General features: G+C 46.4%; 24 protein-coding genes and 12 tRNA genes. 15 read left to right on the forward strand and 21 right to left on the reverse strand.

What is annotated here, in order from left to right; all coding sequences use genetic code 11:
- Positions 1–144 precede the first annotated feature (144 nt).
- From DBX26_RS14060 to orn, 13 genes are all read right to left on the reverse strand, one after another.
- Positions 145–221, reverse strand: a tRNA-Met gene (locus DBX26_RS14060).
- A 39-nt stretch (positions 222–260) separates the two neighbouring features.
- A tRNA-Gly gene (locus DBX26_RS14065) sits at positions 261–336 on the reverse strand.
- Between the two features lie 32 nt (positions 337–368).
- Positions 369–445, reverse strand: a tRNA-Met gene (locus DBX26_RS14070).
- A 39-nt stretch (positions 446–484) separates the two neighbouring features.
- A tRNA-Gly gene (locus DBX26_RS14075) sits at positions 485–560 on the reverse strand.
- Positions 561–597: 37 nt separating this feature from the next.
- Positions 598–673, reverse strand: a tRNA-Gly gene (locus DBX26_RS14080).
- A gap of 37 nt (positions 674–710) precedes the next feature.
- Positions 711–786, reverse strand: a tRNA-Gly gene (locus DBX26_RS14085).
- A 32-nt stretch (positions 787–818) separates the two neighbouring features.
- Positions 819–895: transfer RNA gene (locus DBX26_RS14090), tRNA-Met, on the reverse strand.
- A gap of 39 nt (positions 896–934) precedes the next feature.
- Positions 935–1,010: transfer RNA gene (locus DBX26_RS14095), tRNA-Gly, on the reverse strand.
- A gap of 18 nt (positions 1,011–1,028) precedes the next feature.
- A tRNA-Met gene (locus DBX26_RS14100) sits at positions 1,029–1,105 on the reverse strand.
- Between the two features lie 39 nt (positions 1,106–1,144).
- A tRNA-Gly gene (locus DBX26_RS14105) sits at positions 1,145–1,220 on the reverse strand.
- Between the two features lie 18 nt (positions 1,221–1,238).
- Positions 1,239–1,315: transfer RNA gene (locus DBX26_RS14110), tRNA-Met, on the reverse strand.
- Between the two features lie 41 nt (positions 1,316–1,356).
- Positions 1,357–1,432: transfer RNA gene (locus tag DBX26_RS14115), tRNA-Gly, on the reverse strand.
- A gap of 156 nt (positions 1,433–1,588) precedes the next feature.
- Positions 1,589–2,134 (reverse strand): oligoribonuclease, encoded by a 546-nt coding sequence (orn, locus tag DBX26_RS14120; RefSeq protein ID WP_020336188.1) that lies wholly within the window; start codon positions 2,132–2,134, stop codon positions 1,589–1,591.
- Between the two features lie 129 nt (positions 2,135–2,263).
- Here orn and rsgA point away from each other — a divergent pair, with 129 nt between their 5' ends.
- The 4 genes from rsgA to DBX26_RS14140 all read left to right on the forward strand — a co-directional run bounded on the left by rsgA (position 2,264) and on the right by DBX26_RS14140 (position 6,948).
- Entirely contained in the window at positions 2,264–3,328 is a 1,065-nt protein-coding gene (gene rsgA, locus DBX26_RS14125; RefSeq protein WP_065297471.1) for a small ribosomal subunit biogenesis GTPase RsgA, read from the forward strand.
- 116 nt (positions 3,329–3,444) lie between these two features.
- Complete coding sequence (gene asd / locus DBX26_RS14130) at positions 3,445–4,302, forward strand: archaetidylserine decarboxylase (protein WP_020336190.1); 858 nt, start codon at positions 3,445–3,447, stop codon at positions 4,300–4,302.
- 178 nt (positions 4,303–4,480) lie between these two features.
- Positions 4,481–5,896 carry a DASS family sodium-coupled anion symporter gene (locus DBX26_RS14135; RefSeq protein ID WP_065302964.1) on the forward strand — a complete coding sequence of 472 codons (1,416 nt, stop codon included), beginning with the start codon at positions 4,481–4,483 and terminating at the stop codon, positions 5,894–5,896.
- Between the two features lie 164 nt (positions 5,897–6,060).
- Positions 6,061–6,948 (forward strand): DMT family transporter, encoded by an 888-nt coding sequence (locus DBX26_RS14140; RefSeq protein ID WP_020336192.1) that lies wholly within the window; start codon positions 6,061–6,063, stop codon positions 6,946–6,948.
- Between the two features lie 71 nt (positions 6,949–7,019).
- On the opposite strand, the gene gpmM is transcribed toward DBX26_RS14140, so the two are convergent.
- Entirely contained in the window at positions 7,020–8,552 is a 1,533-nt protein-coding gene (gene gpmM / locus DBX26_RS14145) for a 2,3-bisphosphoglycerate-independent phosphoglycerate mutase (protein WP_014233217.1), read from the reverse strand.
- Positions 8,553–9,104: 552 nt separating this feature from the next.
- On the opposite strand from gpmM, the gene DBX26_RS14150 reads away from it, so the two are divergent.
- From DBX26_RS14150 to DBX26_RS14170, 5 genes are all read left to right on the forward strand, one after another.
- Complete coding sequence (locus tag DBX26_RS14150) at positions 9,105–9,539, forward strand: rhodanese-like domain-containing protein (protein WP_014233218.1); 435 nt, start codon at positions 9,105–9,107, stop codon at positions 9,537–9,539.
- Between the two features lie 206 nt (positions 9,540–9,745).
- Entirely contained in the window at positions 9,746–10,216 is a 471-nt protein-coding gene (gene secB, locus DBX26_RS14155; protein ID WP_020336193.1) for a protein-export chaperone SecB, read from the forward strand.
- A gap of 210 nt (positions 10,217–10,426) precedes the next feature.
- Positions 10,427–11,464 carry an NAD(P)H-dependent glycerol-3-phosphate dehydrogenase gene (gpsA, locus tag DBX26_RS14160; RefSeq protein WP_118119535.1) on the forward strand — a complete coding sequence of 346 codons (1,038 nt, stop codon included), beginning with the start codon at positions 10,427–10,429 and terminating at the stop codon, positions 11,462–11,464.
- Positions 11,465–11,536: 72 nt separating this feature from the next.
- Positions 11,537–12,358, forward strand: coding sequence for a serine O-acetyltransferase (gene cysE / locus DBX26_RS14165; RefSeq protein ID WP_014233221.1), 822 nt, complete (start codon positions 11,537–11,539; stop codon positions 12,356–12,358).
- A gap of 29 nt (positions 12,359–12,387) precedes the next feature.
- On the forward strand, positions 12,388–13,536 hold the full coding sequence (locus DBX26_RS14170; protein ID WP_162889707.1) for a murein hydrolase activator EnvC: 1,149 nt from the start codon (positions 12,388–12,390) through the stop codon (positions 13,534–13,536).
- A 68-nt stretch (positions 13,537–13,604) separates the two neighbouring features.
- On the opposite strand, the gene DBX26_RS14175 is transcribed toward DBX26_RS14170, so the two are convergent.
- The 4 genes from DBX26_RS14175 to epmA form a co-directional block, all read right to left on the reverse strand.
- Complete coding sequence (locus DBX26_RS14175) at positions 13,605–14,561, reverse strand: DHH family phosphoesterase (RefSeq protein ID WP_118119537.1); 957 nt, start codon at positions 14,559–14,561, stop codon at positions 13,605–13,607.
- A 134-nt stretch (positions 14,562–14,695) separates the two neighbouring features.
- A complete protein-coding gene (locus DBX26_RS14180) occupies positions 14,696–15,331 on the reverse strand; it encodes a TetR/AcrR family transcriptional regulator (protein ID WP_014233224.1) in 636 nt (211 codons plus the stop codon).
- A gap of 21 nt (positions 15,332–15,352) precedes the next feature.
- Positions 15,353–15,727 carry a VanZ family protein gene (locus DBX26_RS14185; protein ID WP_014233225.1) on the reverse strand — a complete coding sequence of 125 codons (375 nt, stop codon included), beginning with the start codon at positions 15,725–15,727 and terminating at the stop codon, positions 15,353–15,355.
- A gap of 9 nt (positions 15,728–15,736) precedes the next feature.
- On the reverse strand, positions 15,737–16,708 hold the full coding sequence (gene epmA / locus DBX26_RS14190) for an elongation factor P--(R)-beta-lysine ligase (RefSeq protein ID WP_118119538.1): 972 nt from the start codon (positions 16,706–16,708) through the stop codon (positions 15,737–15,739).
- Positions 16,709–17,156: 448 nt separating this feature from the next.
- Here epmA and frdA point away from each other — a divergent pair, with 448 nt between their 5' ends.
- Genes frdA through frdD form a run of 4 tightly spaced genes read left to right on the forward strand, consistent with a single transcriptional unit; the run spans position 17,157 to position 20,477 of the window.
- Positions 17,157–18,962, forward strand: a complete 1,806-nt coding sequence (gene frdA, locus DBX26_RS14195) for a fumarate reductase (quinol) flavoprotein subunit (RefSeq protein WP_065300310.1) — start codon at positions 17,157–17,159, stop codon at positions 18,960–18,962.
- On the forward strand, positions 18,962–19,708 hold the full coding sequence (locus DBX26_RS14200) for a succinate dehydrogenase/fumarate reductase iron-sulfur subunit (protein WP_014233228.1): 747 nt from the start codon (positions 18,962–18,964) through the stop codon (positions 19,706–19,708). Before frdA ends, DBX26_RS14200 begins: the two co-directional genes overlap by 1 nt.
- A complete protein-coding gene (gene frdC / locus DBX26_RS14205) occupies positions 19,705–20,088 on the forward strand; it encodes a fumarate reductase subunit FrdC (RefSeq protein ID WP_014233229.1) in 384 nt (127 codons plus the stop codon). The genes DBX26_RS14200 and frdC overlap by 4 nt, the downstream gene beginning before the upstream one ends.
- Before the next feature lie 11 nt (positions 20,089–20,099).
- Entirely contained in the window at positions 20,100–20,477 is a 378-nt protein-coding gene (frdD, locus tag DBX26_RS14210; protein WP_014233230.1) for a fumarate reductase subunit FrdD, read from the forward strand.
- A 100-nt stretch (positions 20,478–20,577) separates the two neighbouring features.
- On the opposite strand, the gene DBX26_RS14215 is transcribed toward frdD, so the two are convergent.
- Both DBX26_RS14215 and efp read right to left on the reverse strand, forming a co-directional pair.
- Positions 20,578–21,981 (reverse strand): SPFH domain-containing protein, encoded by a 1,404-nt coding sequence (locus DBX26_RS14215; protein WP_020336200.1) that lies wholly within the window; start codon positions 21,979–21,981, stop codon positions 20,578–20,580.
- 262 nt (positions 21,982–22,243) lie between these two features.
- Positions 22,244–22,810: an elongation factor P gene (gene efp / locus DBX26_RS14220; RefSeq protein ID WP_014233232.1), complete on the reverse strand. Its 567-nt coding sequence runs from the start codon at positions 22,808–22,810 to the stop codon at positions 22,244–22,246.
- A gap of 32 nt (positions 22,811–22,842) precedes the next feature.
- Between efp and epmB the strand changes: the two genes are divergently transcribed.
- Together epmB and DBX26_RS14230 are read left to right on the forward strand one after the other, a co-directional pair.
- The gene (epmB, locus tag DBX26_RS14225; RefSeq protein WP_020336201.1) at positions 22,843–23,865 is read left to right on the forward strand and encodes an EF-P beta-lysylation protein EpmB; all 1,023 of its coding nucleotides are present in this window, start codon (positions 22,843–22,845) and stop codon (positions 23,863–23,865) included.
- Between the two features lie 105 nt (positions 23,866–23,970).
- Complete coding sequence (locus tag DBX26_RS14230; RefSeq protein ID WP_014233234.1) at positions 23,971–24,465, forward strand: MgtC/SapB family protein; 495 nt, start codon at positions 23,971–23,973, stop codon at positions 24,463–24,465.
- 75 nt (positions 24,466–24,540) lie between these two features.
- Here the strand turns inward: DBX26_RS14230 and DBX26_RS14235 are convergent, their stop codons facing one another.
- Positions 24,541–25,104: a phaC PHA synthase gene (locus tag DBX26_RS14235; protein WP_065300315.1), complete on the reverse strand. Its 564-nt coding sequence runs from the start codon at positions 25,102–25,104 to the stop codon at positions 24,541–24,543.
- Positions 25,105–25,249 lie beyond the last annotated feature (145 nt).

Consider the following 25,249-nt stretch of genomic DNA (forward strand, 5'->3'; position numbering starts at 1 on the left):
TAAAATTTATTTTAGGGGAGTTATGCTTCACAGCATGATGAAAAGAGCGATGTGGATTGGTTGCGGGGGCTGGATTTGATCCGAGCGGCGCATCCGTCGACGACCTGAGGGTTATGATAAATAACAATCAAACTGTCTTGAATTTGGTTGCGGGGGCCGGATTTGAACCGACGACCTTCGGGTTATGAGCCCGACGAGCTACCAAGCTGCTCCACCCCGCGTCCGTATTTCACTGTTAAGCACAATGAGAGCTATATGTTTGGAGCGACACACGAGGTTCGAACTCGTGACCTCAACCTTGGCAAGGTTGCGCTCTACCAACTGAGCTAGTGTCGCATGATTAACCGCTAGTGCGCTTAATCTTAATTTGGTTGCGGGGGCCGGATTTGAACCGACGACCTTCGGGTTATGAGCCCGACGAGCTACCAAGCTGCTCCACCCCGCGTCCGTATTTCATTGTTAAGCACAATGAGAGCTATCAAACTGGAGCGACACACGAGGTTCGAACTCGTGACCTCAACCTTGGCAAGGTTGCGCTCTACCAACTGAGCTAGTGTCGCATTTTGTCACTGTTAAGCACAATGAGAGCTATCAAATTGGAGCGACACACGAGGTTCGAACTCGTGACCTCAACCTTGGCAAGGTTGCGCTCTACCAACTGAGCTAGTGTCGCATTTTGTCACTGTTAAGCACAATGAGGGCTATCAAATTGGAGCGACACACGAGGTTCGAACTCGTGACCTCAACCTTGGCAAGGTTGCGCTCTACCAACTGAGCTAGTGTCGCATGATTAACCGCTAGTGCGTTTAATCTTAATTTGGTTGCGGGGGCCGGATTTGAACCGACGACCTTCGGGTTATGAGCCCGACGAGCTACCAAGCTGCTCCACCCCGCGTCCGTATTTCACTGTTAAGCACAATGAGAGCTATCAAATTGGAGCGACACACGAGGTTCGAACTCGTGACCTCAACCTTGGCAAGGTTGCGCTCTACCAACTGAGCTAGTGTCGCATATTCTCAGAAGAGAATTGGTTGCGGGAGCCGGATTTGAACCGACGACCTTCGGGTTATGAGCCCGACGAGCTACCAGGCTGCTCCATCCCGCGTCCGTATTTCATTGTTAAGCACAATGAGAGCTATCAAATTGGAGCGACACACGAGGTTCGAACTCGTGACCTCAACCTTGGCAAGGTTGCGCTCTACCAACTGAGCTAGTGTCGCATATTCTCATAAGAGAATTGGTTGCGGGGGCCGGATTTGAACCGACGACCTTCGGGTTATGAGCCCGACGAGCTACCAAGCTGCTCCACCCCGCGTCCGTAATCATCATTCAAAGCATGATGAGCGCTTATCAAACTGGAGCGACACACGAGGTTCGAACTCGTGACCTCAACCTTGGCAAGGTTGCGCTCTACCAACTGAGCTAGTGTCGCATTCACAACGTTTCCGTTGTTCAGGGCTGCGAATTATAAGAGCATTTTTTTGTGATGCAAGTCCTTCCTTCAAAAAAACTTTAAATTTTTACTGAATGATGAAAAAGCAAGCAAAACAACCATGAATGACAACTATTTAGATCGCAGCCTTAACAATTAAATCTTAAAGATTGTCTCGCGATAGTACTTCAGTTCAGCAATAGACTCACGAATGTCATCTAAAGCCAAATGTGTACCTTGTTTAGAAAAACCATCCAGCACTTCTGGTTTCCATCGACGAGTAAGCTCTTTCAGCGTGCTGACATCCAAATAACGGTAGTGAAAATATTCTTCCAGCTCTGGCATGTGCTTGTACAAGAAGCGACGATCCTGGCCAATGCTGTTACCACAAATTGGAGAAGCGCCTTTAGGCACCCACTGCTCTAGGAAAGCAATAGTTTGAGCAACCGCATCTTGTTCAGTCACTTTGCTGTTGCGAACACGCTCAACCAAGCCACTTGCGGTATGGGTATTGGTGCACCAGTCATCCATCTTAGCCAATTCTTCTTCCGGCTGATGAACTGCAAGTACCGGCCCTTCTGCCAGAATATTTAATTCGCTATCGGTGACAATAGAAGCAATTTCTATGATTTTGTGTGTTTCAGGATCGAGCCCCGTCATCTCTAAATCAACCCATATCAGGTTTTGATCGCTAAAGGACATGGTTACGCCGCCTATTTGTTTATCGATAAAAAAGGTACTATACCTCAAAATACTTGAAACACGATACTCACTAACTTGAGCCGAGAGCGAGCTCAATAGCTTGAGTTAACTCATATTAAGTACAAAATTGTGGCTAAAAAGAAAAAGTTAACCAAAGGTCAGGTACGACGCGTTCGTAACAACCAACAGAAACGTTTGAAGAAACAAGAAGAGTCCATCCAATGGGATGAGAACATGCTAGGCGCGAGTAAACAGGGCTTAGTGATCACCCGTTTTGGCCAACATGCTGATATTGAAGATTTAGAAACGGGTCAGGTCCAACGCTGTAACCTTCGTCGCGGTGTTGAATCTCTGGTTTCTGGAGACCGAGTACTGTGGCGCGAAGGTCTCGAGTCGATGGCTGGAATATCTGGTGTGGTGGAAGCGGTTGAACCTCGTACTTCAATGCTGACTCGACCGGACTACTACGATGGCCTAAAACCCGTCGCAGCGAACATCAACCAAATGGTGATTGTCTCTTCTGTTTTGCCAGAGCTTTCGCTCAATATCATCGACCGTTACTTAGTTGCTGCAGAGACACTCAGCATTGCGCCTTTACTCGTTCTGAACAAAGTCGATCTGCTTGAAGATGACGATCGTGCGACGTATGAAGAATGGCTAAAAGAATATGAGCGCATTGGCTATAAGGTACTGTTTGTCAGCAAGAAATCTGGAGAAGGCATTAAGGAACTGGAAGCTCAGTTACGCGATCGTATTAACATCTTCGTCGGCCAGTCAGGTGTGGGCAAATCCAGCCTGGTAAACGCCCTGATGCCAGAACTCGAGCAAGAAGTGGAAGAAGGCGAAATTTCTGAAAACTCAGGATTAGGTCAACATACGACAACGGCCGCACGTCTTTACCACATCCCAACAGGTGGCGATTTGATTGACTCCCCGGGGGTTCGTGAGTTTGGTCTGTGGCACTTAGAAGCAGAAGAAGTTACTAAAGCGTTCGTCGAGTTCCGTCCATATCTTGGTGGCTGCAAATTCCGAGACTGTAAACACAATGATGATCCTGGCTGTATTCTGCGTGAAGCCGTGGAGAAAGGTGAAGTAAGCGAAGTTCGGTTTGAGAACTACCATCGTATTCTCGAAAGCATGGGCGAGAATAAAGCAAACCGTCAATATTCTCGCAGTAAGAAAGCGGATCTGTAACCGAATTGTCGCCGCAACTGTGTAATAATTCTTCACCGAATACTGACAAGCCAATTAAATTTCAGTAACATCACGCGCCCTAACGTGCGTATCTAACAGAAGTATCGGAATTAAAGATGGACAAGATTAAAGTTGGACTGCAGTACTGGATCCCACAACATGGCTTAACTCGCCTGATGGGTAAACTAGCTTCATCAGAAGCTGGCAGTCTGACCACAGCAGTTATTCGCTGGTTTATCAAACAGTACAATGTGAACATGGACGAGGCGAAGCACTCTGACCCTAAGCACTTTAAAACGTTCAACGAGTTTTTTGTTCGTGAACTTAAAGAAGGCGCACGTCCGATTGCTGAAGGCGAAGCAGTGATCACTCACCCTGCAGACGCTTGTGTGAGTCAATTTGGCCCGATCGAAGACGGTCAGTTGATTCAGGCAAAAGGCCACAACTTCTCGGCACAAGAACTGCTTGGCGGTGATGCAAAGCTAGCAGAAGAGTTCCAGGACGGCTCATTTGCAACGCTATACCTGTCACCTCGTGACTACCACCGTGTGCACATGCCGTGTGACGGAACGCTGCGTCAAATGATTTACGTACCGGGCGATCTGTTCTCAGTAAACCCACTGACTGCGGAAAATGTGCCAAACCTATTTGCGCGTAATGAGCGCGTCGTTTGTATTTTTGATACCGAGTTTGGCCCAATGGCTCAGGTTCTGGTTGGCGCAACCATCGTAGGTAGCATCGAACAAGTTTGGGCTGGTACGATTACGCCTCCTCGCGGTAATACCGTTTACAAATGGGACTACCCAGCAGAAGGTAACAAAGCAGTTATCCTGAAAAAAGGCGAAGAGATGGGTCGCTTTAAGCTAGGTTCAACCGTTATCAACCTGTTCGCAAAAGATGCCATCACATTCGATGAAAGCATGGAAAATGGTAAGACAACGGTAATGGGGACGCCTTACGCTCATAAGCAGTAAGTTTTCCTGTAAAAAAGCTGATTTCAAAGCCTCCAAATGCGGAGGCTTTTTTATTGATAAAAAACAAAACTCTGTTCGAAATTTAGCCTAACATTTTCAAACTCATACCTGCCTCTAAGTACTTAAAAGCGCAATCAATTATTCTGTGCAATGGAGTGACTATTTAAAGGGGCTACCAATGCCAAAGATGAGTGCGAGTACGCTGGTCAAATTGCTGGTGTGTTTTTTGATTCCGCTTGGCGTCCTAATGATGCCGATCGATGCTATTCCTATTGATGACCTGACTTTAATTCAACATCGTCTACTGGCTATTTTTCTTCTTGCCGCCCTACTTTGGGTACTAGAACCCGTTCCGGTTTTCGCTACCTCAATTCTGATCATCGCTCTTGAGCTGATCATGATCTCGGATAAAGGATTGCATCTCTTTCGTGCTCCACCAGCAGGGCACGATCTCGGTGACCTGATCGCCTACACCGATATTTTTTCTGCATTCTCATCGCCGATCATCATTCTCTTCATGGGTGGTTTTGCCCTTGCAATTGCTGCCTCAAAATACGATCTCGACAACAACCTTGCACGTGTTCTGCTTAAACCATTTGGTACACAGCCTAAATTCATCATGCTTGGCCTGATGCTAATCACCGCCGTATTCTCGATGTTTATGTCCAATACCGCGACAACGGTGATGATGCTGGCTCTATTAGGCCCAATTGTGGCTTCTGCCCCTAAGGGCGATCTAGGCATTAAAGCACTGGTGTTATGTATCCCTATCGCGGCAAACACAGGTGGTATCGCAACACCGATTGGTACGCCTCCCAATGCGATTGCTCTGCAGTATCTAACCGGTGAAAACACGATAGACTTTCTGAGCTGGATGATGATGGGTCTGCCGTTTGTATTAATACAACTCACCATTGCCTGGTTTTTACTGCAAAAGCTTTTCCCCTCTAGCGAAGCGGAAATGAAACTCAAACTAAATGGCACGTTTAAAAGAAGTTGGCGTGCTTATGTGGTCTACGTAACGTTTGCAATGACCATTCTGCTGTGGATGACAACCAAAGCCCACGGTATGAACACTTATGTCGTCGCCATTATCCCGCTGGCAATCTTCACCTTGACGGGCATCATGGGCAAAGAAGAGCTGAAATTGATTAACTGGGACGTGCTTTGGCTGGTAGCCGGTGGTATTGCGATTGGCATTGCACTGGATAAAACGGGCTTAGCAGAAGCCCTAGCTCACGCAATAGACTACGAGTCACTCTCTCCGTTTGCGGTTGTAATTGCTCTCTCGATTGTCTGCTGGCTAATGGCAAACTTTATGTCGAACACCGCGACAGCGAACTTATTGATGCCAATTGCTGCCGCTATTGGTGCGTCCATGCCGAGTCTCGCTTCTATCGGTGGGCTTCAGGGGCTGTTGGTCGTGGTCGCCTTCTCCGCATCACTCGGTATGATTTTACCTGTCTCGACACCGCCAAACTCTCTGGCTTACTCGACAGGCTTGATAGAAAGTAAAGACATGGCGAAAGTCGGTCTTATCCTTGGACTGGTCGGCTTGTTTATCGTTTATGGCGCCGTGCTTATTCTCTTTTAGCTCTCAAACCTGACCATCAGATACAATCGGAAAGCCAATCTTGGTTTTGGAGAAAAAGCAGCTTCTCACGCTGCTTTTTCTTTGCCGCTAACTTGTTCTTTTACATCGATACAATTTAATGCATATTAATGCTCCCTCCCGAACCAACAGGACTTTACTCAATCATGGGTTATGAATGGCTGGCACTTTGTGCTGCTTTTTTGTGGGCGATCTCTAGCTTAATTTCCGTCATTCCGGCACAGCATTTGGGCGCTTTCGCTTATAGCCGTTGGCGTATGGGATGCACGGCAGTCATCCTTACAACCATGGCGTGGATTACTGGCGGCTGGTTAAGTGTGTCGATGGAACACGTCACACCAATGATGGCATCTGGCTTAATTGGTATTTTCATTGGTGATACCGCCCTGTTTGCCTGTATGAACCGTATGGGGCCAAGGCAAGCGGGTTTGCTGTTCTCCTGTCACGCCGTATTCTCAACCATCCTTGGCTATTTCCTGTTTAGTGAAAGCATGACCAATACGGAATTGCTCGGCTCAGCGCTGGTATTTAGTGGTGTCGTAATGGCTATTTTCTTTGGCCGACGCGGGCAAACGAATAACGTTTTAGAAGAGGTCAAAGGCAATATCTGGCTAGGGATAGGATTAGGGCTCACTGCTGCAATGTGTCAGGCGCTTGGTGGCATCATTGCCAAGCCAGTAATGCAAACGAGCGTTGACCCTGTAGCAGCATCGGCGATTCGTATGATCAGTGCTTTTATTGCTCACTGCTTGTTACTGGTCATCGGAGTAAAAGTCGCCAGACCAACACAACATATTACGTGGCGTGTTTTTGGCATTACCGCTCTGAACGGTTTTCTCGCCATGGCGGTTGGTATGACACTGATTCTTTACGCGCTTCGCGAGGGTAATGTAGGCATGGTCGCTCTATTGTCTTCCACCACACCAATCATGCTGCTCCCACTGCTCTGGATTTATACCAAGCGCAGACCAAACAGATTTGCCTGGCTAGGCGCCGCTCTCGCAGTGATTGGAGCAGGGATTTTGGTCCACTAGAATTCATAGAGCATCAGAAACAAAAAAGCCCGAGATCAACTCGGGCTTTTATCATTCTGCATTTCAGTTAATTACTTAACCAGAATATCACCAGACATTTCTGCAGGGATTTCCAGACCAGCCAGAGAAAGCATGGTTGGCGCTAGATCAGACAGTTTACCGCCTTCTTTAAACTCAACCGCTTTGTCACCTACGTAGATTAGAGGTACTGGTAGGTTGGTGTGTGCAGTGTGAGTACCGCCAGTTTCTGGGTCAACCATCATTTCTGCGTTACCGTGGTCAGCAGTGATAAGTAGCTGGCCGCCCGCTTCTTTGATAGCTTCAACCACTTTGCCCACGCTTTCGTCTAGCGCTTCGATCGCTTTTTCAGCCGCTTCGTAAACACCAGTGTGACCAACCATGTCTGCGTTCGGGTAGTTACAGATGATAGTGTCGTACTTACCAGATTTAATAGCCGCTACCAGCTTCTCAGTTAGCTCTGGAGAGCTCATTTCTGGTTGAAGGTCGTAAGTTGCAACTTTTGGAGAAGCAACAAGTTGACGCTCTTCACCGTCAAACTCGCTTTCAACACCGCCGTTGAAGAAGAAAGTAACGTGCGCGTATTTCTCTGTTTCAGAGATACGTAGCTGAGTTTGACCTTGCTTAGACAACCACTCACCGTACGTGTTCTCTAGAGACGCAGGTGGGAATGCGATTGCTAGTGGGATATCCGCTGCGTATTGAGTCAGCATCACGAAGTGAAGTGATGGGAATGCTTCGCGCTCAAAACCATCAAATTCAGGTACGAATGCACGTGTGATTTGACGTGCGCGGTCAGCACGGTAGTTCATGAAGATAACAGCATCGCCATCTTGCATGATTGCATCTTCTTCGCCTTCCGCTTTGATTGCTGTCGCTTTCACGAACTCATCGTTTTCTTCACGAGCGTAAGCCGCTTCCAAGCCAGCTACTGCAGTTTCAGCTGTGAATTCTGCTTTCGCTTGAGTTAGAAGATCGTAAGCTACCTGAACACGTTCCCAGTTGTTGTCACGGTCCATTGCGTAGTAACGGCCCACTAGAGAAGCAACGCGGCCTTTACCTAGTTTCGCGAATAGATCTTGGAAACGTTGTAGCGAGTTTTCTGCACTGCGAGGTGGCGTGTCACGGCCGTCCAGGAAGCAGTGTAGGTAGATTTTTTCTGCGCCACGAGCTGCAGCCATTTCGACCGCTGCGTAGATGTGATCTTCGTGAGAGTGTACGCCACCTGGAGACATCAGACCCATGATGTGTACTGCTTTCTCAGCTTTTACAGCTGCATCGATAGCTTCAACCAACGCTGGTGTTTCAGCGAATTCGCCGTCAGCGATAGATTTAGTAATACGAGTTAGGTCTTGGTATACAACGCGACCTGCGCCAATGTTAGTGTGACCAACTTCTGAGTTACCCATTTGACCATCAGGAAGGCCAACATCCATACCTGAAGCAGAGATTAGAGTATTTGGGTTGTTCGCAATCAGTGCATCCATTACTGGCGTTTTCGCATTCGCAATTGCGTTACTTGCTGTGTCTTCACGGTAACCGTAACCGTCAAGGATAACTAGAGCCAATGGCTTCTTAGCTGACATAGTGATGACCTCATCAAATTTAGTAACTTTTTGGCGTAGGGCTTCTCTGCCCCATCTAACCCTGAAACAAAACTAGCGTAATTTTACTACACTTTTTAACCAAAACTGTAGGGTAAGATCAAATATTGTTTGCGATTTATCGTTGCTATCTTACAAGTTTAGGAAACAACGAGTCTCTGTCAGCAAACCTGTCCAACAAGCATAGTCACTCCCCACAAGCTTTGTACACCCGGTCTATATTCGATTTTTACGTCCGATTTTGGCGGTAGATCTTTCTAAGCAAGTCGCGTTTTAGACCTGTGTTGTTGCTTGAAAGACAAAACCTATCGCTTATTGTTCTCCTTTTCCTGAAAAACAGAAGTCACTTAGACCAATAGCTACAATAGGAAATCTTGATGAATAAAGCCGCGGCCAGTGGCAGGGTAATTCTGGCGTGATGAATTTGTAGAGATCTCAATTATTCGTTAGAAAATTTTAACCCTCTCGCCTAAGAGGCCTAACCTCGCTATACTCCTGCTTTAATTTTCCGCCAACAGTGCAAGAGCTCAAGACATGCAAGAGTACATTGAATTTTTCCAACAAAACATGATTCTATCTTTGGTTTGGGTAGGTCTTCTTATCGCATTTATCCTGAATATCGTTAAGTCAGCGACAGCGGCGTACAAAGAAATCAACGTAAACCAACTGACTCACCTTATTAACCGTGAAAACGGTGTTGTGGTGGATATTCGTACACAAGATGAGTACAAAAAAGGCCATATCACTGACTCACTTCACATTTTACCGTCAGATATCAAATCAGGTAGCTTTGGTAGCCTTGAAAACCATAAATCCGACCCAATCATCCTAGTATGCAAGACAGGCCAAACCGCTCAGGAGAGCGCAAACCTACTAGCAAAAGCAGGCTTTACAAACGTAAGTCTACTTAAGAATGGTTTGATCGCATGGAACGAAGCGAACCTTCCTTTAGTACGCGGTAAAAAGTAGTACAAAGGTCGCCTTCATCGTGATTGGGAGCCTAGTGGATAACAAACTGAGCAAATAAAAAGCAGTTGAAGCCCTAAGTTGTGACGCTTTGCACGTAATACACGCTTCATCTAGTCACGGTAAACTTGCTCAGTTAGTCTCAGGACAAACCAGATTTCTGGGTTTAGGCGTTCTAAACCCAACAAATGTTTATTAAGGATTTAAAAATGGCAGAAGCTACACCACAAGACGCACAACAAAACTTCGCAATTCAACGCATCTTCCTGAAAGACGTTTCTTTCGAAGCGCCTAACTCTCCAGTAGTATTTCAAAAAGAGTGGAACCCAGACGTTAAACTAGACCTAGACACTCAAAGCCGTGAGCTTGGTGAAGGCGTTTACGAAGTCGTTCTACGTCTGACAGTTACTGTTAAGAACGAAGAAGAAACAGCGTTCCTATGTGAAGTTCAACAAGGTGGTATCTTCACAGCTGAAAAAATGGAAGCTGGTCAACTAGCGCATTGCCTAGGTGCATTCTGCCCTAACATCCTATTCCCATACGCTCGCGAAACTATCTCAAGCCTAGTGGTTAAAGGTACGTTCCCTCAACTGAACCTAGCACCAGTAAACTTTGACGCTCTGTTCATGAACTACCTACAACAGCAAGCTCAACAAGGTGAAGGCGAAGCTGAAGCGTAATTCACATTTGTAAGTGACACGTCGGTTTGAAGACAGCCGAAAGTGTCACATACCTAAGAAAATGCACAAAGCGTCCACCGAGCGATGCGATGTGCATTTTTTATTTCTGAATAAGTTGCAAGACAAACCCTAGTTCCTAGCCCCTAGACAGCGTAAAATCTGGCAATAATGAACTAGATTCTACTAGTAGAACAACGATTAGGCGGTAGCATGACACAAGCAAATACCAACAATGCTTACGGTAAAGACATCGCAATGACTGTGATTGGCGCAGGCTCATATGGTACCTCACTGGCTATTTCTCTTGCCCGTAACGGTGCAAACGTGATCCTTTGGGGTCATAACCCAGAGCACATGGCTCGCCTTGAAGCAGATCGTGCTAACCACGAATTCTTACCTGGTATCGATTTTCCAGAAAGCCTGATTATCGAATCGGATCTGGAAAAAGCGGTGCAAGCAAGTCGTGACTTGTTGGTTGTCGTTCCGAGCCATGTATTTGGTATCGTTCTGAAAAGCTGTAAGCCTTTCCTACGTGAAGATACGCGCATCTGCTGGGCAACCAAAGGCCTAGAGCCAGAAACTGGTCGTCTGTTAAAAGATGTCGCCTTTGATATCATCGGGGAAAACTACTCGCTGGCGGTATTGTCTGGCCCAACTTTCGCCAAAGAACTGGCCATGGGGCTGCCAACGGCAATTTCAGTTGCCTCACCAGATGCTGAATTTGTTGCTGATCTGCAAGAAAAGATCCACTGCAGCAAAACATTCCGCGTGTACGCCAACAGTGACTTTATTGGCATGCAGCTTGGTGGCGCCGTGAAAAATGTCATTGCTATCGGCGCTGGTATGTCAGATGGTATCGGATTTGGTGCTAACGCACGAACTGCACTGATCACACGAGGCTTGGCCGAAATGAGCCGTTTAGGTGCCGCTCTTGGCGCGAAACCAGAAACCTTTATGGGTATGGCTGGGTTGGGTGATCTTGTGCTCACCTGTACCGATAACCAATCCCGTAACCGTCGTTTTGGTTTGGCATTAGGTCAAGGTAAAGACGTCGATACCGCGCAGGAAGAAATTGGTCAGGTTGTGGAAGGTTACCGCAACACTAAAGAGGTATGGATGCTCTCCCAACGTATGGGTGTTGAAATGCCAATTGTTGACCAAATTTATCAAGTATTGTATCAAGGAAAAGACGCGCGCCTGGCAGCACAAGATTTACTTGCTCGTGACAAAAAGTCTGAAGGTAAATAGCACCCTAACGCCTCATCTGAGAAGAATATAAGTTGTCGGGTCACGGAAGAAGAACTACTCAGGATATTGAGAATGAAACACTGCGAAAAACAAAAAGTCTGGAACAAAATTGTTGCAGAAGCCCGCGAAATGTCAGAGCAGGAGCCAATGCTGGCCAGCTTTTACCACGCGACGATCATCAAGCATGAAAGTCTCGGCGCTGCCCTGAGTTACATTTTGGCCAACAAATTAGACACAGCCTCGATGCCAGCTATGGCAGTGAGGGAGGTAATTGAAGAGGCGTTTATCGCCGATCCAAACATTACCGACTGTGCGGCCTGCGACATTTGTGCCACAGTGAATCGTGACCCTGCGGTTTCTATGTACTCAATGCCCCTGCTGTATTTAAAAGGCTACCACGCGCTGCAAGGATATCGTGTCGCAAACTGGTTGTGGTCACAAGGTCGTCATGCATTAGCGACCTATCTGCAAAACCAAATTTCGGTTGCGTGTCAGGTGGATATTCACCCTGCGGCGCGAATTGGCTGTGGGATCATGCTCGACCACGCGACAGGTATCGTGATTGGTGAAACCGCCGTTGTGGAAGATGATGTATCTATCCTGCAGGACGTGACCTTAGGTGGTACGGGTAAAGAGTGCGGTGATCGTCACCCGAAAATCCGTGAAGGCGTGATGATTGGTGCCGGTGCAAAAATTCTCGGTAACATCGAAGTAGGTGAAGGTGCCAAAATTGGCTCTTGCTCCGTGGTTCTACAACCGGTTCCCCCTCACACGACCGTGGCAGGGGTACCAGCAAAAATCGTGGGCCGACCAAAAACAGATAAGCCATCACTCGATATGGACCAGGGCTTCAATGGCAAATCTCAAAGCTTTATCCATGGAGATGGTATTTAATCGTTCTCTAATTTTTATATAACAACAATGTGGTAGGTAACTCTCAAGTGCGAAAACAAAATCATCCTGTGCTCCGCTCGGCTATTTTATTAACTTGTGCTTTATCTGCCACGTTCCCTATCACCTCTTCCGCTGTGAGTCAGCAAGAGTTGAAAGGGGTCTCCAGCGAAATCAATCGCCAGAAGAAAGCCCTCACCTCTCAAGAAAAGCAACTGAATGAACTGCAAAAATCTCTTAAAGACCAAGAACTTGGGATCTCAGTTCTAGAAAGAGAGATCAAACAGACCAAAGCAGAGCTCACTCAAGCCGATAAAAACATCAATAACTTAGAAGAAAAGATCGCCTTACAAGAGGGTCAGCGTCAGGCGCAGGAAGAAGAGCTGAAACAGCTTCTGCAAACCTATTACGTGACTGAACGTGCTAAAGCCAATGGGCACTTGCTCAATCAGGGCGTCGAAGAAGATCGTATCAGCCAGTACTTTCAACACTTGGCAAAAGCGCGCTCCGAAATCATTGATGCCATTACCCAAACCACTCAGAAGCTGGAACATAACAAGAACCAACTTGAGCTGGAAAAAGAGCAAATTGAAACCCTGCTAAAACAGCAATCCGAAAAGCGTACCGCGCTGGCAAGTACGCAGTCGAAACGTAAACAAACACTGAGCAAAATTCAGGGCAGCATTACCAACGACAAACGCTATCTGGCAGAGTTGCAGCGTAATGAAACTCGCCTTAAAGCCGAAATAGCTAAAGCCGCTAAGCGCAATGCGGTGCCAATGGATGGTTTAGGCAAGCAGCGCGGTAAGCTGCCTTGGCCAATAACAGGTAGTGTGCTGCATAACTTCGGCACTCGTCAGACTGGTCAGGTTAACTGGAAAGGCATGGTGTTATCCGCCAACTATGGCCAGCAAGTCAAAGCGGTTTATCCCGGCACTGTGGTATTCGCTGAGTACTTACGTGGTTATGGATTAGTGGTACTCCTCGACCACGGTAAAGGAGACATGACCCTTTACGGATACAATCAGGCACTAACGAAGAAAGAAGGCGATAGAGTGACGGCTGGTGAGGTTATTGCTCTTGCTGGTGATACAGGAGGCCAAGACAGAGCATCCCTTTACTTTGAGATTCGTCGTAACAGCGAAGCACAAAACCCGAAATCCTGGTTAAAGCGCCTGTAAGTAAAAATAGCCTAAAAAGAAAAAGGAGCCGATGGCTCCTTTTTACACAAATGAATGACTCTAAATCGTTACGCGTAATACGTTTCAACCGCGTCAATAAATGCGCTCACATCGTCTTTGCTTAACGCATTGATTCCCGCCGCAGCCTCTCGACCACCGCCTGTCGGGAACTGTCCACAAACCGCTACTGCACCCTGCTTGTTATTCAATGGAGCGCGCAGTGATACCGTATAAGTACCATCTACGTTTTCGGTTAAAACAGCATGAGCTGAATCTGGATTTTGGTTCGCCAACCAGTTGCCATAAACTCCGCTGATACGGCGTGAAGCCGCATTGTCAGGCAGCTCAAACAGTTTCAGTTTATTGCTTTCATGGGTGGCAGGAATCGCTTGGGCGGCATCCATATCTTGCTGATAGGCCGATTGCAGCAAGTAGAATGGAGAAGATGCATCTGCAATGACATCAAATGGCGAAGTATATTTAATCAATGCTTGATATAAATCCGCCGGATGAAAATGTAGATCGTCAACCTTCGAACCATAGCCGTTGTAATTGATCAACGTACCCAGCTCTTTCAGTTGCGCTTTCTGTTCCGCCGAAAAACCAGCCAGGTCAGCCAGTTCATCAGCTTTAGCAATCAGGTTATCACCATACGCTGCCGTTATAGCCCAGGAATGAAAACGTCCCTGCAACAGTTTATCGACAATCAAAGCCGTACACATATTCGCATCGAGATCGATGTGCGCATCTAAGTTGCCATGCTGTGGAATGTCACCCGCTTTATGGTGATCGGCGTAAAAAACATGAGCGCCCTGAGCTAAAGCATGCTCCAGACCTGCCATGTTCTTTTCCATCGAAACGTCTAATACCGTCAGCTCGTCGCCCGCTTGTACATCCACGGTTTCCACCAGCTTGATATCGCGTTTTACACCCGTTACCAATTTGGCTTCCAGAGGATCAGCTAAGCGCAGTTGCAGCAGAGCGATAATGCCGTCTGCATCACCATTAAATATGTCATAATTCATTGAAAGATAATTCCTTTATCGAGATAACTTTGCTCAGGTATAAATTGAGTTTTGTAACTATTGTGCGCTGCGCGTGCCACAAGTCAACTCAAGTTACGATTCGAAAATGAAATTAAGCTTAAAATAATACGCCATTAGCCCTGCATAGCACTTACGCCATCTTCCAACAGTAACAGCTGCTCCAACCCTTGCTCCGTTGCGAGTGGTTTTACAACATTGATCATCTGAAGCATGCCTTGTCGCACCATTTGCTCGGTAATGTTGGATTTAGGTAGCATCGCAGATTGGTAAGACAACCAACTACAAGCGATGAGATGCAGCGTGCATACCAAAGATGTTAATTGCTGCTGATCAACGTTCAGCAATTTGAGGGCAACGAATTCCTGCATGATCGCAATCAAATTGGCTTGCAGTTTGTCCTGAACCTCGATGTATTGCTCGTGAAGTTGCTCATCACGCGACAAAATCTCTGGTAAATTGGCGTAGAAAAAACGGTACTTCCACATCAGCGTAAAGGTCGAATCTAGGTAACTCTTCAGCATAGTCAGACTCTCTTGAGAGCCTTTAAGGGGGGTAAATCTTTCTAAAAGTTCTGCTGAATAAAGCGCAAAGATTTCGCGGACGATTTCTTGCTTATTGCGAAAGTGGTAATAAAGATTACCTGGACTGATTTCGATGTGATCGGCAATGTGATTAGTGGTGATATTTCGCTCACCATGTTGGTTAAACAACTCCAGTGCCGCGTAGACTATTTTGTCGCGCGTTTTCATTATTATCGTATTCCCTTTTCTTTAACGAATCGAGTATAGCGACTTCACCAACCTAGGTCGATAGAGGCTCCAAATACGATAACTTAGCAGACCAGTCAGAATCCCCGTGCCATTAGCGACAAGGTCTAACCAAGAGGTTTCTCTACCGACATAACCTTGTAGCCATTCAATCACCGCGCTGAACAACAGGATACTAATTGCCACTATCCAGCGTTTTCGCCAATGACGAACACAGCAACAAGCAACAAAAGCAAAACTCGTGTATGCCATTAAATGTTGTAGCTTATCGAGGTAAGTAAAAGACCCCCACTTTTGTAGCTCTCCTGAGCTGAGCGATAAATACGCAATCACAACAGCGCAACCGCAAATAATCAAACGTCCAACCGTTCGGTTCATCGGATATCCTTATGCAATAGGGAACGGGAATGCTGTTACCTGATCAATATGATCACAGCCTAATGCCAACATGATGAGTCGATCAACGCCTAACGCTACGCCAGCACAGTCCGGCAACCCAGCCTCTAGTGCCGCAATCAGATGATAGTCAATAGGCTGAGGCTTCAAACCCATCTCTAAGCGTTTCGCATTGTCTTGTTCAAAACGCGTAAGTTGTTCTTTAGGATTGTCTAACTCATGGAAACCATTAGCGAGCTCTATCCCTTTAAAATACACTTCAAAGCGATCAGCGACACGGCTGTCTTGAGGGTTTATTTTTGCTAATGCCGCTTGCGATGCAGGAAAGTCATAAACAAACGCAGGCGCATCCTGACCAATCTTACTTTCGACACCAATACTAAACAGGAGTTGCAGTAAAGTATCGCGGTCATCTTCCGGATCAGCGATATCACTCAGCCCCAGCTTTCCGGCGACGACTTTAAGCTCTGACATTGAGCCTTCAAGCGGACACACGCCAAGAACATCGAGAAACGCCTGCTGATACGTCATACGATGAGCCAAGCCACACTTCAGCACTCGCTGTAGCAACTCATCCATCTCATCCATTAACTGATGATGGTCAAAACCAACTCGATACCATTCCAGCATGGTGAATTCTGGATTGTGGTAACGGCCATTCTCTTCGTTACGAAACGCTTTATTGATCTGGTAGATGCAGCCACTACCCGCCGCCAATAAACGTTTCATATGGAATTCGGGACTGGTCATAAAGAACAGCTTACTGCCGTCAGCGTAGCCAGGGCCAACAAACTCGGTTTGAAAGGTATGCAAATGAATATCCGTCACCGTCGCGTGGCTCATGGCAGGCGTATCCACTTCCATCACTTGTCTCTCGGCAAAAAATTGGCGAATAGTGGCGATTAACGCCGCACGTTGACGAAGTTGTTCAATGGAAGCAGTCGGTTGCCAATTGGTTTGCATAACAAGTCTCTCAAAGCTTAGGGCTAGCAGCTAAAGCCCACATTCTACATGTTTTTACTTTGGGGCGAGAAACGATTTCATTCGCTTTTAAAGACCGGTTATTACTGTGCGACAAAGCAACATGAAGCCAAAATTTTTCGTACTACAAAGCAAAATCAACACTCACCACAAAACCTGTTATCAACCTCGACAACAACAAGCAACACTCCATTAACACTCAATAATTTCAGTTAGAGGTTACAAATATTCTCGCCGTGATAGTAATCACATAACCTATAATTTTTATGCTCTTAAGTGCATTACCAAAGAAAAAACCTAATTACATCAATATTTATCTCATACAGCTCCACTACACTAATCTCTACTACTTTCGGGGAACTTCTCTTCGAGAACCCCTCACAATCACAATAACAAGCGGATTTCCGCAATTACTCACTGGAGGATAACTGTGCAAATTATCACCACAGATATCGCAGTCATCGGCGCTGGCGGCGCTGGTCTTCGTACTGCTATTGCAGCGGCAGAGGCAAACCCAGATTTAGAAGTCGCTCTGATTTCTAAAGTTTATCCTATGCGCTCACACACGGTCGCAGCGGAGGGTGGCTCAGCAGCAGTTATCAAGGATGAAGATAGCTTAGATAACCACTTCAACGATACGGTTGGCGGTGGCGACTGGCTATGTGAACAGGACGTCGTTGAATATTTTGTAGAAAACGCAACCCGCGAAATGATCCAAATGGAACAATGGGGTTGTCCTTGGAGCCGTAAAGAGAACGGGGAAGTTAACGTTCGCCGCTTTGGCGGTATGAAGGTTGAACGAACTTGGTTTGCAGCGGATAAAACCGGCTTCCATATGCTTCACACCCTATTCCAAACTTCAATGAAGTACAGCAACATCAAACGTTTTGATGAGTACTTTGTGTTGGATCTGCTTGTTGACGATGGTGAAGTACAAGGTCTGATCGCCATTCACATGTCTGAAGGTGAGTTGGTCACCATCAAAGCGAAATCTGTTGTGCTTGCGACTGGTGGCGCGGGACGTGTTTACCACTGTAACACCAATGGCGGTATCGTAACGGGCGATGGCATGGCGATGGCTTACCGTCACGGTGTTCCGCTACGTGATATGGAATTTGTTCAATACCACCCTACTGGCCTACCAGGTACTGGTATCCTAATGACAGAAGGTTGTCGTGGTGAAGGTGGTATTATTGTCAACAAAAACGGCTACCGCTACCTACAAGACTACGGCATGGGCCCTGAAACTCCAGTGGGTCAACCGAAAAACAAATACATGGAACTGGGTCCACGTGACAAAGTTTCTCAAGCTTTCTGGCATGAGCAACAGAAAGGCAACACCATCAAACACCCACTGGGTGACGTGGTGCACCTAGACCTTCGCCACCTTGGTGAAGAGTACCTACAAGAACGTTTACCTTTCATCTGTGAGCTAGCAAAAGCTTACGTGAACGTTGATCCTGCAAAAGAACCAATTCCAATTCGTCCGACCGTGCACTACACCATGGGCGGCATCGAAACTGATGGTGGCTGTGAGACTCGCGTTAAAGGTCTATTCGCAGTTGGTGAGTGTGCGTCAGTTGGTCTGCATGGTGCGAACCGTCTTGGCTCTAACTCTCTGGCTGAGTTCGTGGTATTTGGCCGAGTTGCGGGTGAAAACGCAGTGAAACGTGCAGCAGAATTCAAAGGCTGGAACGACAATGCTATCGCAGCTCAAGTGAAAGCTGTTGAAGAACGCATTGCCAGCTTAATGAACCAAGAAGGCGATGAAAACTGGGCAGACATCCGTACCGAAATGGGCCACACCATGGAAGCGGGTTGTGGCATCTACCGCCAAGAAGATCTGATGCAAGCAACCATCGATAAGATCACGGAACTTAAACAACGTTACAAACGCATTAGCATCAAAGACAAAGGCAAAGTGTTCAACACTGACCTTCTTTACGCAATCGAAGTCGGTTACGGCCTAGAAGTGGCAGAAGCGATGGTTCACTCTGCAATCCTGCGCAAAGAATCTCGCGGTGCACACCAACGTCTCGATGATGGCTGCACTGAACGTGACGACGTGAACTTCCTGAAACACTCACTTGCTTTCTATCAACCAGACGCAGCGCCTAGCATCGACTACAGCAATGTAACCATTACTAAGTCTCAGCCTAAAGCGCGTCTATACGGTGAAGCTGCAGAAAAAGCCGCAGCAGAAGAAGCAGCGAAGAACGCAGAGGAGCAAGCATAATGTCAGCAAACCGCATCCAGAAAGTAGACATTCTGCGTTATGACCCAGAAAAAGACGCAGAACCGCACTTACAAACTTTCGAAGTACCATTCGATGAAACTATGTCTGTGCTCGACGCGATTGGTTACATCAAAGATAACCTAGACAAAGACTTATCTTACCGTTGGTCTTGTCGTATGGCGATCTGTGGCTCATGCGGCATCATGGTTAATGGTGTGCCTAAGCTAGCTTGTAAGAGCTTCTTACGTGACTACCAAAATGGTCTGAAAATCGAGCCATTAGCGAATTTCCCGATTGAGAAAGACTTGATCGTTGATATGACGCCATTTATCGAGCGTCTTGAAGCGATCAAACCTTACATCATTGGTAACGACCGTAAACCTGAAGACGGCACAAACTTGCAAACGCCAGAGCAAATGGCGAAGTACAAGCAGTTTGCTGGTTGTATCAACTGTGGTCTGTGTTACGCAGCGTGTCCTCAGTTCGGTCTCAACCCAGAGTTCATCGGCCCGGCAGCGCTAACATTGGCGCACCGTTACAACTTAGACAGTCGTGATAACGGTAAAGCTGAGCGTATGAAGCTGATTAACGGTGAGAATGGCGCCTGGGGTTGTACGTTTGTAGGTTACTGTTCTGAGGTTTGTCCAAAGAGCGTTGACCCTGCAGCAGCAGTAAACCAAGGCAAAGTAGAGTCTTCTATGGACTTCGTAATTGCGATGCTGAAACCTCAGGAGGCAGAAGGATGAGTAACCGTAAACCTTACGTTCGTGAAGTAAAACGCACTTGGTGGAAGGACCATCCTTTCTACCGCTTCTACATGTTACGTGAAGCGACGGTACTGCCACTGATTCTATTCACCATCTTCCTGACTTTCGGCCTGGGTTCACTAGTGAAAGGGCCTGAAGCTTGGCAAGGCTGGTTAGAGTTCATGGCAAACCCAATCGTAGTCGCGATCAACATCGTTGCGCTACTTGGAAGCCTGTTCCACGCACAAACCTTCTTCAGCATGATGCCACAGGTGATGCCAATTCGCCTAAAAGGCAAACCTGTGGGTAAGAATATCATCGTACTGACTCAGTGGGCAGCGGTCGCGTTTATCTCACTGATCGTTCTCATCGTGGTGTAAGGAGCTGAACAATGAAACCAAATTATAGTGTAAACACAGCACCAAAACGTTCAGATGAGCCAATCTGGTGGGGACTGTTTGGTGCAGGCGGTACCTGGTTTGCGATGATCACTCCTATCACCGTACTTGTACTTGGTATCCTCGTTCCACTGGGCGTGATTGATGCAGACGCCATGAGCTACGAGCGAGTATCTGAATTCGCGACCAGTATCATTGGTGCGCTATTTATCATCGGTACACTAGCGCTGCCAATGTGGCATGCAATGCACCGTGTTCACCACGGCATGCACGACCTTAAGTTCCACACTGGTGTGGTGGGAAAAGTGGCATGCTATGCGTTCGCTGGCCTTATCAGTGCGCTATCAGTTATCTTTATCTTCATGATTTAAGATACTGTTATAAATATAAAAAGCTGGCTTTATGCCAGCTTTTTTTGTTTTTGGACACCCATGATCTTTTTGCTTTATAAGCTTTTGGCCACCTATGATCTTATTGCTGAGTAATCTTCTTAGTTTGATCCATTAAGCCAAGAGCACCAAAACCAGTGATCACATCTAAGTTCGTTTTCAGGCCTGTTTCCTGATTACCACCAATATAGTTTTGCGGCATTTGAACTTGGAAGTTTTGCAGATTACTGTACAACGAGTTTGCAACCTCACGGTTCAGCTCAGCTAGGTAAACTTCTCGGTTTGCCCCTAATGCCGCATACTTAGCTTTCAGGACTTCGGCTTCTGCGCGGCCTTTCTCTAAAATCGCTTTCGCTTCATATTGAGCGGAAAGAGCGTTGGCTTTCTGAATAGCTAAGTTCGCTTCTGCCATTGCCAGCTCTTTTTCTTTCTCCACTTCAGCAAGTCGCTTGGTTTTCTCCACTTCAACGATTTCACGCTCAGCTATTTGACGAGCAACCTCGACCTCTTTTTGCTGAGAAATAATAGCGAGCTCTTTCTGACGTTGTGCATCCTGAACTTCACGAGTACGCTGAATTTCTTTACGCAGCTGCTCAGTTTCGGCCTGAGCTTTAGAAGTTTCCTGCTCCTGAATTGCGCGAATGCGATCTGCGACCAAGCGCTTTTTATCTGCCAATAACTGATCAAGCTGCTTCTCTGGCTGCGGGTCACCAATGGTTACCTGAGTAACTTGAATACCGTATTGCTGTAACGGGTTATCCTGTCGGATAGGTTGGCCTGTTTTGTCTACGACCGGTACCGTTTTCCAGACTAACTGATTCGTACGCTGCAATTGATTGGCGTTGGCCTGATTTGCACCGACGGGAGCAAGGTCAAGCTCTTCAACCTCCACCTGACGACGCTCAGTCAGATAAATACCTTCTCGAAGCTGATCACCCAACTTAGATTTAAACTGGTTCAAACCGCCCTGAAAGAACTCTTCTCCAGTATACTGAGTCGCAGTAATCACCGTTACGTTGCGGGCATTTTTTACTAATAACGCATCGATCAGATTGCTGTTATTACGAAACTCTCGGTGCATTTTCTTCACTGCTTCCGGATCATTACTCAATTTAAAACGGAATGTGACGGGAATCTGACCAATATAAGTATCCGCAAAGCGTACTTGTACCGGCTCAAGCCTCTGGTAAAAATCCTCACCCTTGTTGTTACCAAATGACACAGTGATGACTTGGTCATATTGGGTGATTTTAGACAGAAAGGGCATACGAAAATGAATACCCGGTTCAGTGAACACATCCAATTCACCGGTAATATTGTTCTGGTGCACGTAACTGTAACCTGCATCTGTCATCAAAACAGAACTGTTAATGGTTAACCCTATAGCCAACAACGGTATACCAAAAACTGCCGCTTTTATCCCTCGGTGAAGTAATCGACGTCGTTCTTCAACTTTTAAGCTTTGTCCTAAGCCTGTGCTTTCCATATTGTTCTCCTTATTGCGGTTGTCATTGAGTTAAATCGATAAAAATCAAATTGCTATGCAACTCAACGACCTCTGGAGATAATCTATCAAATGGTAACCTTAAGGAATAATCGAAAGATTCATCAAACAAATACGTTTTTAACGAATAATACAAAAAGAATAAAACTATGCGGTGCGCTTCTTGTTTTAGCCACATGTCAAAACTGCGGACAATAAAAAAGGCCGCCGAAGCGACCTTTTCTATTCGATACGTTGAAGTGAATTACTTCACACGACCTACATATTCACCAGTACGAGTGTCAACTTTGATCACTTCGCCAATTGCGATGAATAGTGGAACACGTACAACAGCGCCAGTTGATAGCGTAGCTGGTTTACCACCAGTACCTTGAGTATCACCTTTCAAACCTGGATCTGTGTCAGTAACTTCCAGCTCAACAAAGTTTGGTGGAGTAACTGAGATTGGGTTACCGTTCCAAAGCGTGATCATACAAGTGTTGTTTTCTACCAACCATTTAGCGTTCTCACCTACCGCTTTCGCATCAGCAGCGATCTGTTCGAACGTTTCATTGTTCATAAAGTGGTAGAATTCGCCGTCTGAATATAGATAATCTAGGTCGATATCCATTACGTCTGCCACTTCACAAGTGTCACCAGACTTGAATGTTTTCTCTAGCACTTTACCAGAAAGAAGTTTACGAATTTTTACGCGGTTGAACGCTTGGCCTTTACCTGGTTTAACGTATTCGTTTTCCAGAATTACGCAAGGCTCATTATCAAGCATTAACTTAAGACCGCCTTTAAATTCATTGGTGCTAACTGTAGCCATTTTTTCCTCTTACATTCTTAGAGCTAAATTCAATGCCGCACATAATAACCCGAAAAGTCGATTCTGTTGAGCAAAACTGGCTCAAACAGTTGGCGAATGGGATCTCTGATCCTGCAAAATTGCTCGAAAAACTGGAAATAGATCCCTCACCGTGGCAAGACGGGTTTGCTGCGCGCAAGCTGTTTGCACAGCGTGTACCGCAAAGTTTTGTCGATAGAATGGAAAAAGGCAATCCCAAAGACCCTCTTTTACGTCAGGTTTTACCGTTAAGTGAAGAGTTCGAAGTGCATGAGGGCTACTCCAGCGATCCACTTGAAGAGCAAGACAACGAGATTCCCGGCTTGCTGCACAAATATCGTAATCGTGCACTGATGATTGTTAAAGGAGGCTGTGCGGTGAATTGTCGCTACTGCTTCCGCCGACATTTCCCGTATCAGGATAACAAAAGTGGTAAACAAGCCTGGGCTCAAAGTCTCGAGTATATTGCGCAGCAGCCCGAGCTGAACGAAGTGATCTTCTCCGGCGGAGATCCATTAATGGCGAAAGATGATGAACTTCAGTGGCTGATAGAGCGGATTACACAAATTCCGCATATCAAACGTCTTCGAATTCACAGCCGCTTACCTGTGGTAATCCCAGCGCGTATAACCGATGAACTATGCCAGATACTTCGCGACTCCCGCTTGCAGGTTATCTTGGTCACTCACATCAACCATGCGAACGAATTAAGTAGCGAACTCGCCTCACAGCTGTTCAAACTCAAACAGTCTGGTGTGACTCTACTCAACCAAAGTGTGCTGCTTAAAGATATCAATGACTCTGTGGATGCCCTGGTCGACTTGAGTGAAGCCTTATTTGATGCGGGAGTGTTACCTTATTACTTGCATGTACTAGACAAAGTCCAAGGTGCTGCGCACTACTTTGTTTCCGATGAGGAGGCAAAAACGATCATGCGCGGAGTAATAACTCGTGTGTCTGGTTACCTGGTGCCAAAACTTACGCGAGAGATCGGCGGCAGGCCAAGTAAAACACCGCTTGATCTCCATTTAGAGTAAATACCGAGACCAGTTGAAGTTGAATTAAATTTGTCGTCACGAGCGTTTCTTTTTGTTCGCTTTGAGGGGTGATTCTATGCATACTCCGCGCTTTTGGAGGTCAAGATGCATACAACATTCGAACAAATTTTCGATCTTGGCCCATTTAGTTGGTCTGCTCTTCTATGCTGTGCCATCAATGGGTTAATGATTGGCATAGAACGCCAGACCCGTGGTAAGCCGGTTGGCATTCGCACTGCAATACTAATTATTTCAGGCACCTATCTTTTCATGTCGATGGCGGTATCCTTATCGCCAAACACGCTTGATCAGGCACGTGTACTGGGTCAAATCATTACCGGTGTCGGATTTCTGGGCGCTGGTGTAATGATGACGCTAGATGGCAAAATCCACGGAGTGACCTCTGCGGCGGTCATCTGGGTACTAGCCGGGTTAGGCTTAATGATTGGTCTTGGTTATTTGTCTCAATCAGTGGTCATCACAGTACTGACTTTAACTGTGTTACTGGGCGTTGATGAAGCGGAGCGACACATCAAGTCCTTACGTCGCGGTGTGCATCAAAGAATACAGCGCAGAAAGTCGTCTCGCTTAATCAAATAAGCTCAAACGTGAGATATAAAAAGACCCCGACATCAGTTCGGGGTCTTTCTGTTTAAGTATTACTATAACTGCAGATTATTTCGCGAAGTTAATCAATGGGAAACACTTCAAGAAGCCGTTATCCGCACAGTTAAGCAGACCAATTTGAATACCGTCGATTTGGTCTGTCATGTTGAAGAAACCTAGCTGGAAGTTAGACTTTTTAGAGATACTTGCCAGACCAACATCCGCCATTGTGTAACCTTGGGAGTAGTTCACCGCGCTCCAGTTAAGGCCTTTCACATTGTTAGTAATGTTAACCGCACCCAGGTTTAGGCCTGTTGTTTGGCCACGGTTCCAGTTAACAAGACCAAGGGAAGCCCCTTTCATTTCTTGGTTTACTTTCGCTGCGCCGAAGAACAGACCAAAGTTAATACCGGTTGTACGATCGGTTTCAGACATACCAAGTAGAGAGAAATCGACCCCTTTCACTTCGTTAACCTGTCCGTGTAGAACAGCTAAGCGAACACCGCCCACTTCAGAGCGAGACGGCGCATTAATGTGATCAATTGTAGAAAACATCACAGGAGTGCTGTCAGCAAGCGCAACAGGTGATGCAACAGCGGCTACCACTGCCAAAGACGTCAAAAGCTTTTTCATTCTTATCTCCGTTATATTAAGCATTACTTACAACATAGCGTATGTGTACTCATTTTCTACTAATCGTATGAAAAAATTTCACTCGCATGCCATATTTAACAAGTTGACTATAATAGAAAAAATCTACAACGACCATATTTCAATA

This window comes from Vibrio sp. dhg, from assembly GCF_003443775.1.
Classification (GTDB): domain Bacteria; phylum Pseudomonadota; class Gammaproteobacteria; order Enterobacterales; family Vibrionaceae; genus Vibrio; species Vibrio natriegens.

What these genes read in the sequence shown, in the direction of transcription:
- DBX26_RS14135 (WP_065302964.1), top strand. Translation starts at nt 4,481, where the DNA reads ATGCCAAAGATGAGTGCGAGTACGCTGGTCAAATTGCTGGTGTGTTTT.
- DBX26_RS14215 (WP_020336200.1), bottom strand. Translation starts at nt 21,981, where the DNA reads ATGGAAAGCACAGGCTTAGGACAAAGCTTAAAAGTTGAAGAACGACGT.
- epmB (WP_020336201.1), top strand. Translation starts at nt 22,843, where the DNA reads ATGCCGCACATAATAACCCGAAAAGTCGATTCTGTTGAGCAAAACTGG.
- cysE (WP_014233221.1), top strand. Translation starts at nt 11,537, where the DNA reads ATGAAACACTGCGAAAAACAAAAAGTCTGGAACAAAATTGTTGCAGAA.
- DBX26_RS14150 (WP_014233218.1), top strand. Translation starts at nt 9,105, where the DNA reads ATGCAAGAGTACATTGAATTTTTCCAACAAAACATGATTCTATCTTTG.
- efp (WP_014233232.1), bottom strand. Translation starts at nt 22,810, where the DNA reads ATGGCTACAGTTAGCACCAATGAATTTAAAGGCGGTCTTAAGTTAATG.
- gpsA (WP_118119535.1), top strand. Translation starts at nt 10,427, where the DNA reads ATGACACAAGCAAATACCAACAATGCTTACGGTAAAGACATCGCAATG.
- DBX26_RS14185 (WP_014233225.1), bottom strand. Translation starts at nt 15,727, where the DNA reads ATGAACCGAACGGTTGGACGTTTGATTATTTGCGGTTGCGCTGTTGTG.
- DBX26_RS14140 (WP_020336192.1), top strand. Translation starts at nt 6,061, where the DNA reads ATGGGTTATGAATGGCTGGCACTTTGTGCTGCTTTTTTGTGGGCGATC.
- frdD (WP_014233230.1), top strand. Translation starts at nt 20,100, where the DNA reads ATGAAACCAAATTATAGTGTAAACACAGCACCAAAACGTTCAGATGAG.
- DBX26_RS14175 (WP_118119537.1), bottom strand. Translation starts at nt 14,561, where the DNA reads ATGAATTATGACATATTTAATGGTGATGCAGACGGCATTATCGCTCTG.
- DBX26_RS14200 (WP_014233228.1), top strand. Translation starts at nt 18,962, where the DNA reads ATGTCAGCAAACCGCATCCAGAAAGTAGACATTCTGCGTTATGACCCA.
- asd (WP_020336190.1), top strand. Translation starts at nt 3,445, where the DNA reads ATGGACAAGATTAAAGTTGGACTGCAGTACTGGATCCCACAACATGGC.
- DBX26_RS14235 (WP_065300315.1), bottom strand. Translation starts at nt 25,104, where the DNA reads ATGAAAAAGCTTTTGACGTCTTTGGCAGTGGTAGCCGCTGTTGCATCA.
- frdC (WP_014233229.1), top strand. Translation starts at nt 19,705, where the DNA reads ATGAGTAACCGTAAACCTTACGTTCGTGAAGTAAAACGCACTTGGTGG.
- orn (WP_020336188.1), bottom strand. Translation starts at nt 2,134, where the DNA reads ATGTCCTTTAGCGATCAAAACCTGATATGGGTTGATTTAGAGATGACG.
- DBX26_RS14230 (WP_014233234.1), top strand. Translation starts at nt 23,971, where the DNA reads ATGCATACAACATTCGAACAAATTTTCGATCTTGGCCCATTTAGTTGG.
- gpmM (WP_014233217.1), bottom strand. Translation starts at nt 8,552, where the DNA reads ATGTCAGCTAAGAAGCCATTGGCTCTAGTTATCCTTGACGGTTACGGT.
- secB (WP_020336193.1), top strand. Translation starts at nt 9,746, where the DNA reads ATGGCAGAAGCTACACCACAAGACGCACAACAAAACTTCGCAATTCAA.
- epmA (WP_118119538.1), bottom strand. Translation starts at nt 16,708, where the DNA reads ATGCAAACCAATTGGCAACCGACTGCTTCCATTGAACAACTTCGTCAA.
- DBX26_RS14180 (WP_014233224.1), bottom strand. Translation starts at nt 15,331, where the DNA reads ATGAAAACGCGCGACAAAATAGTCTACGCGGCACTGGAGTTGTTTAAC.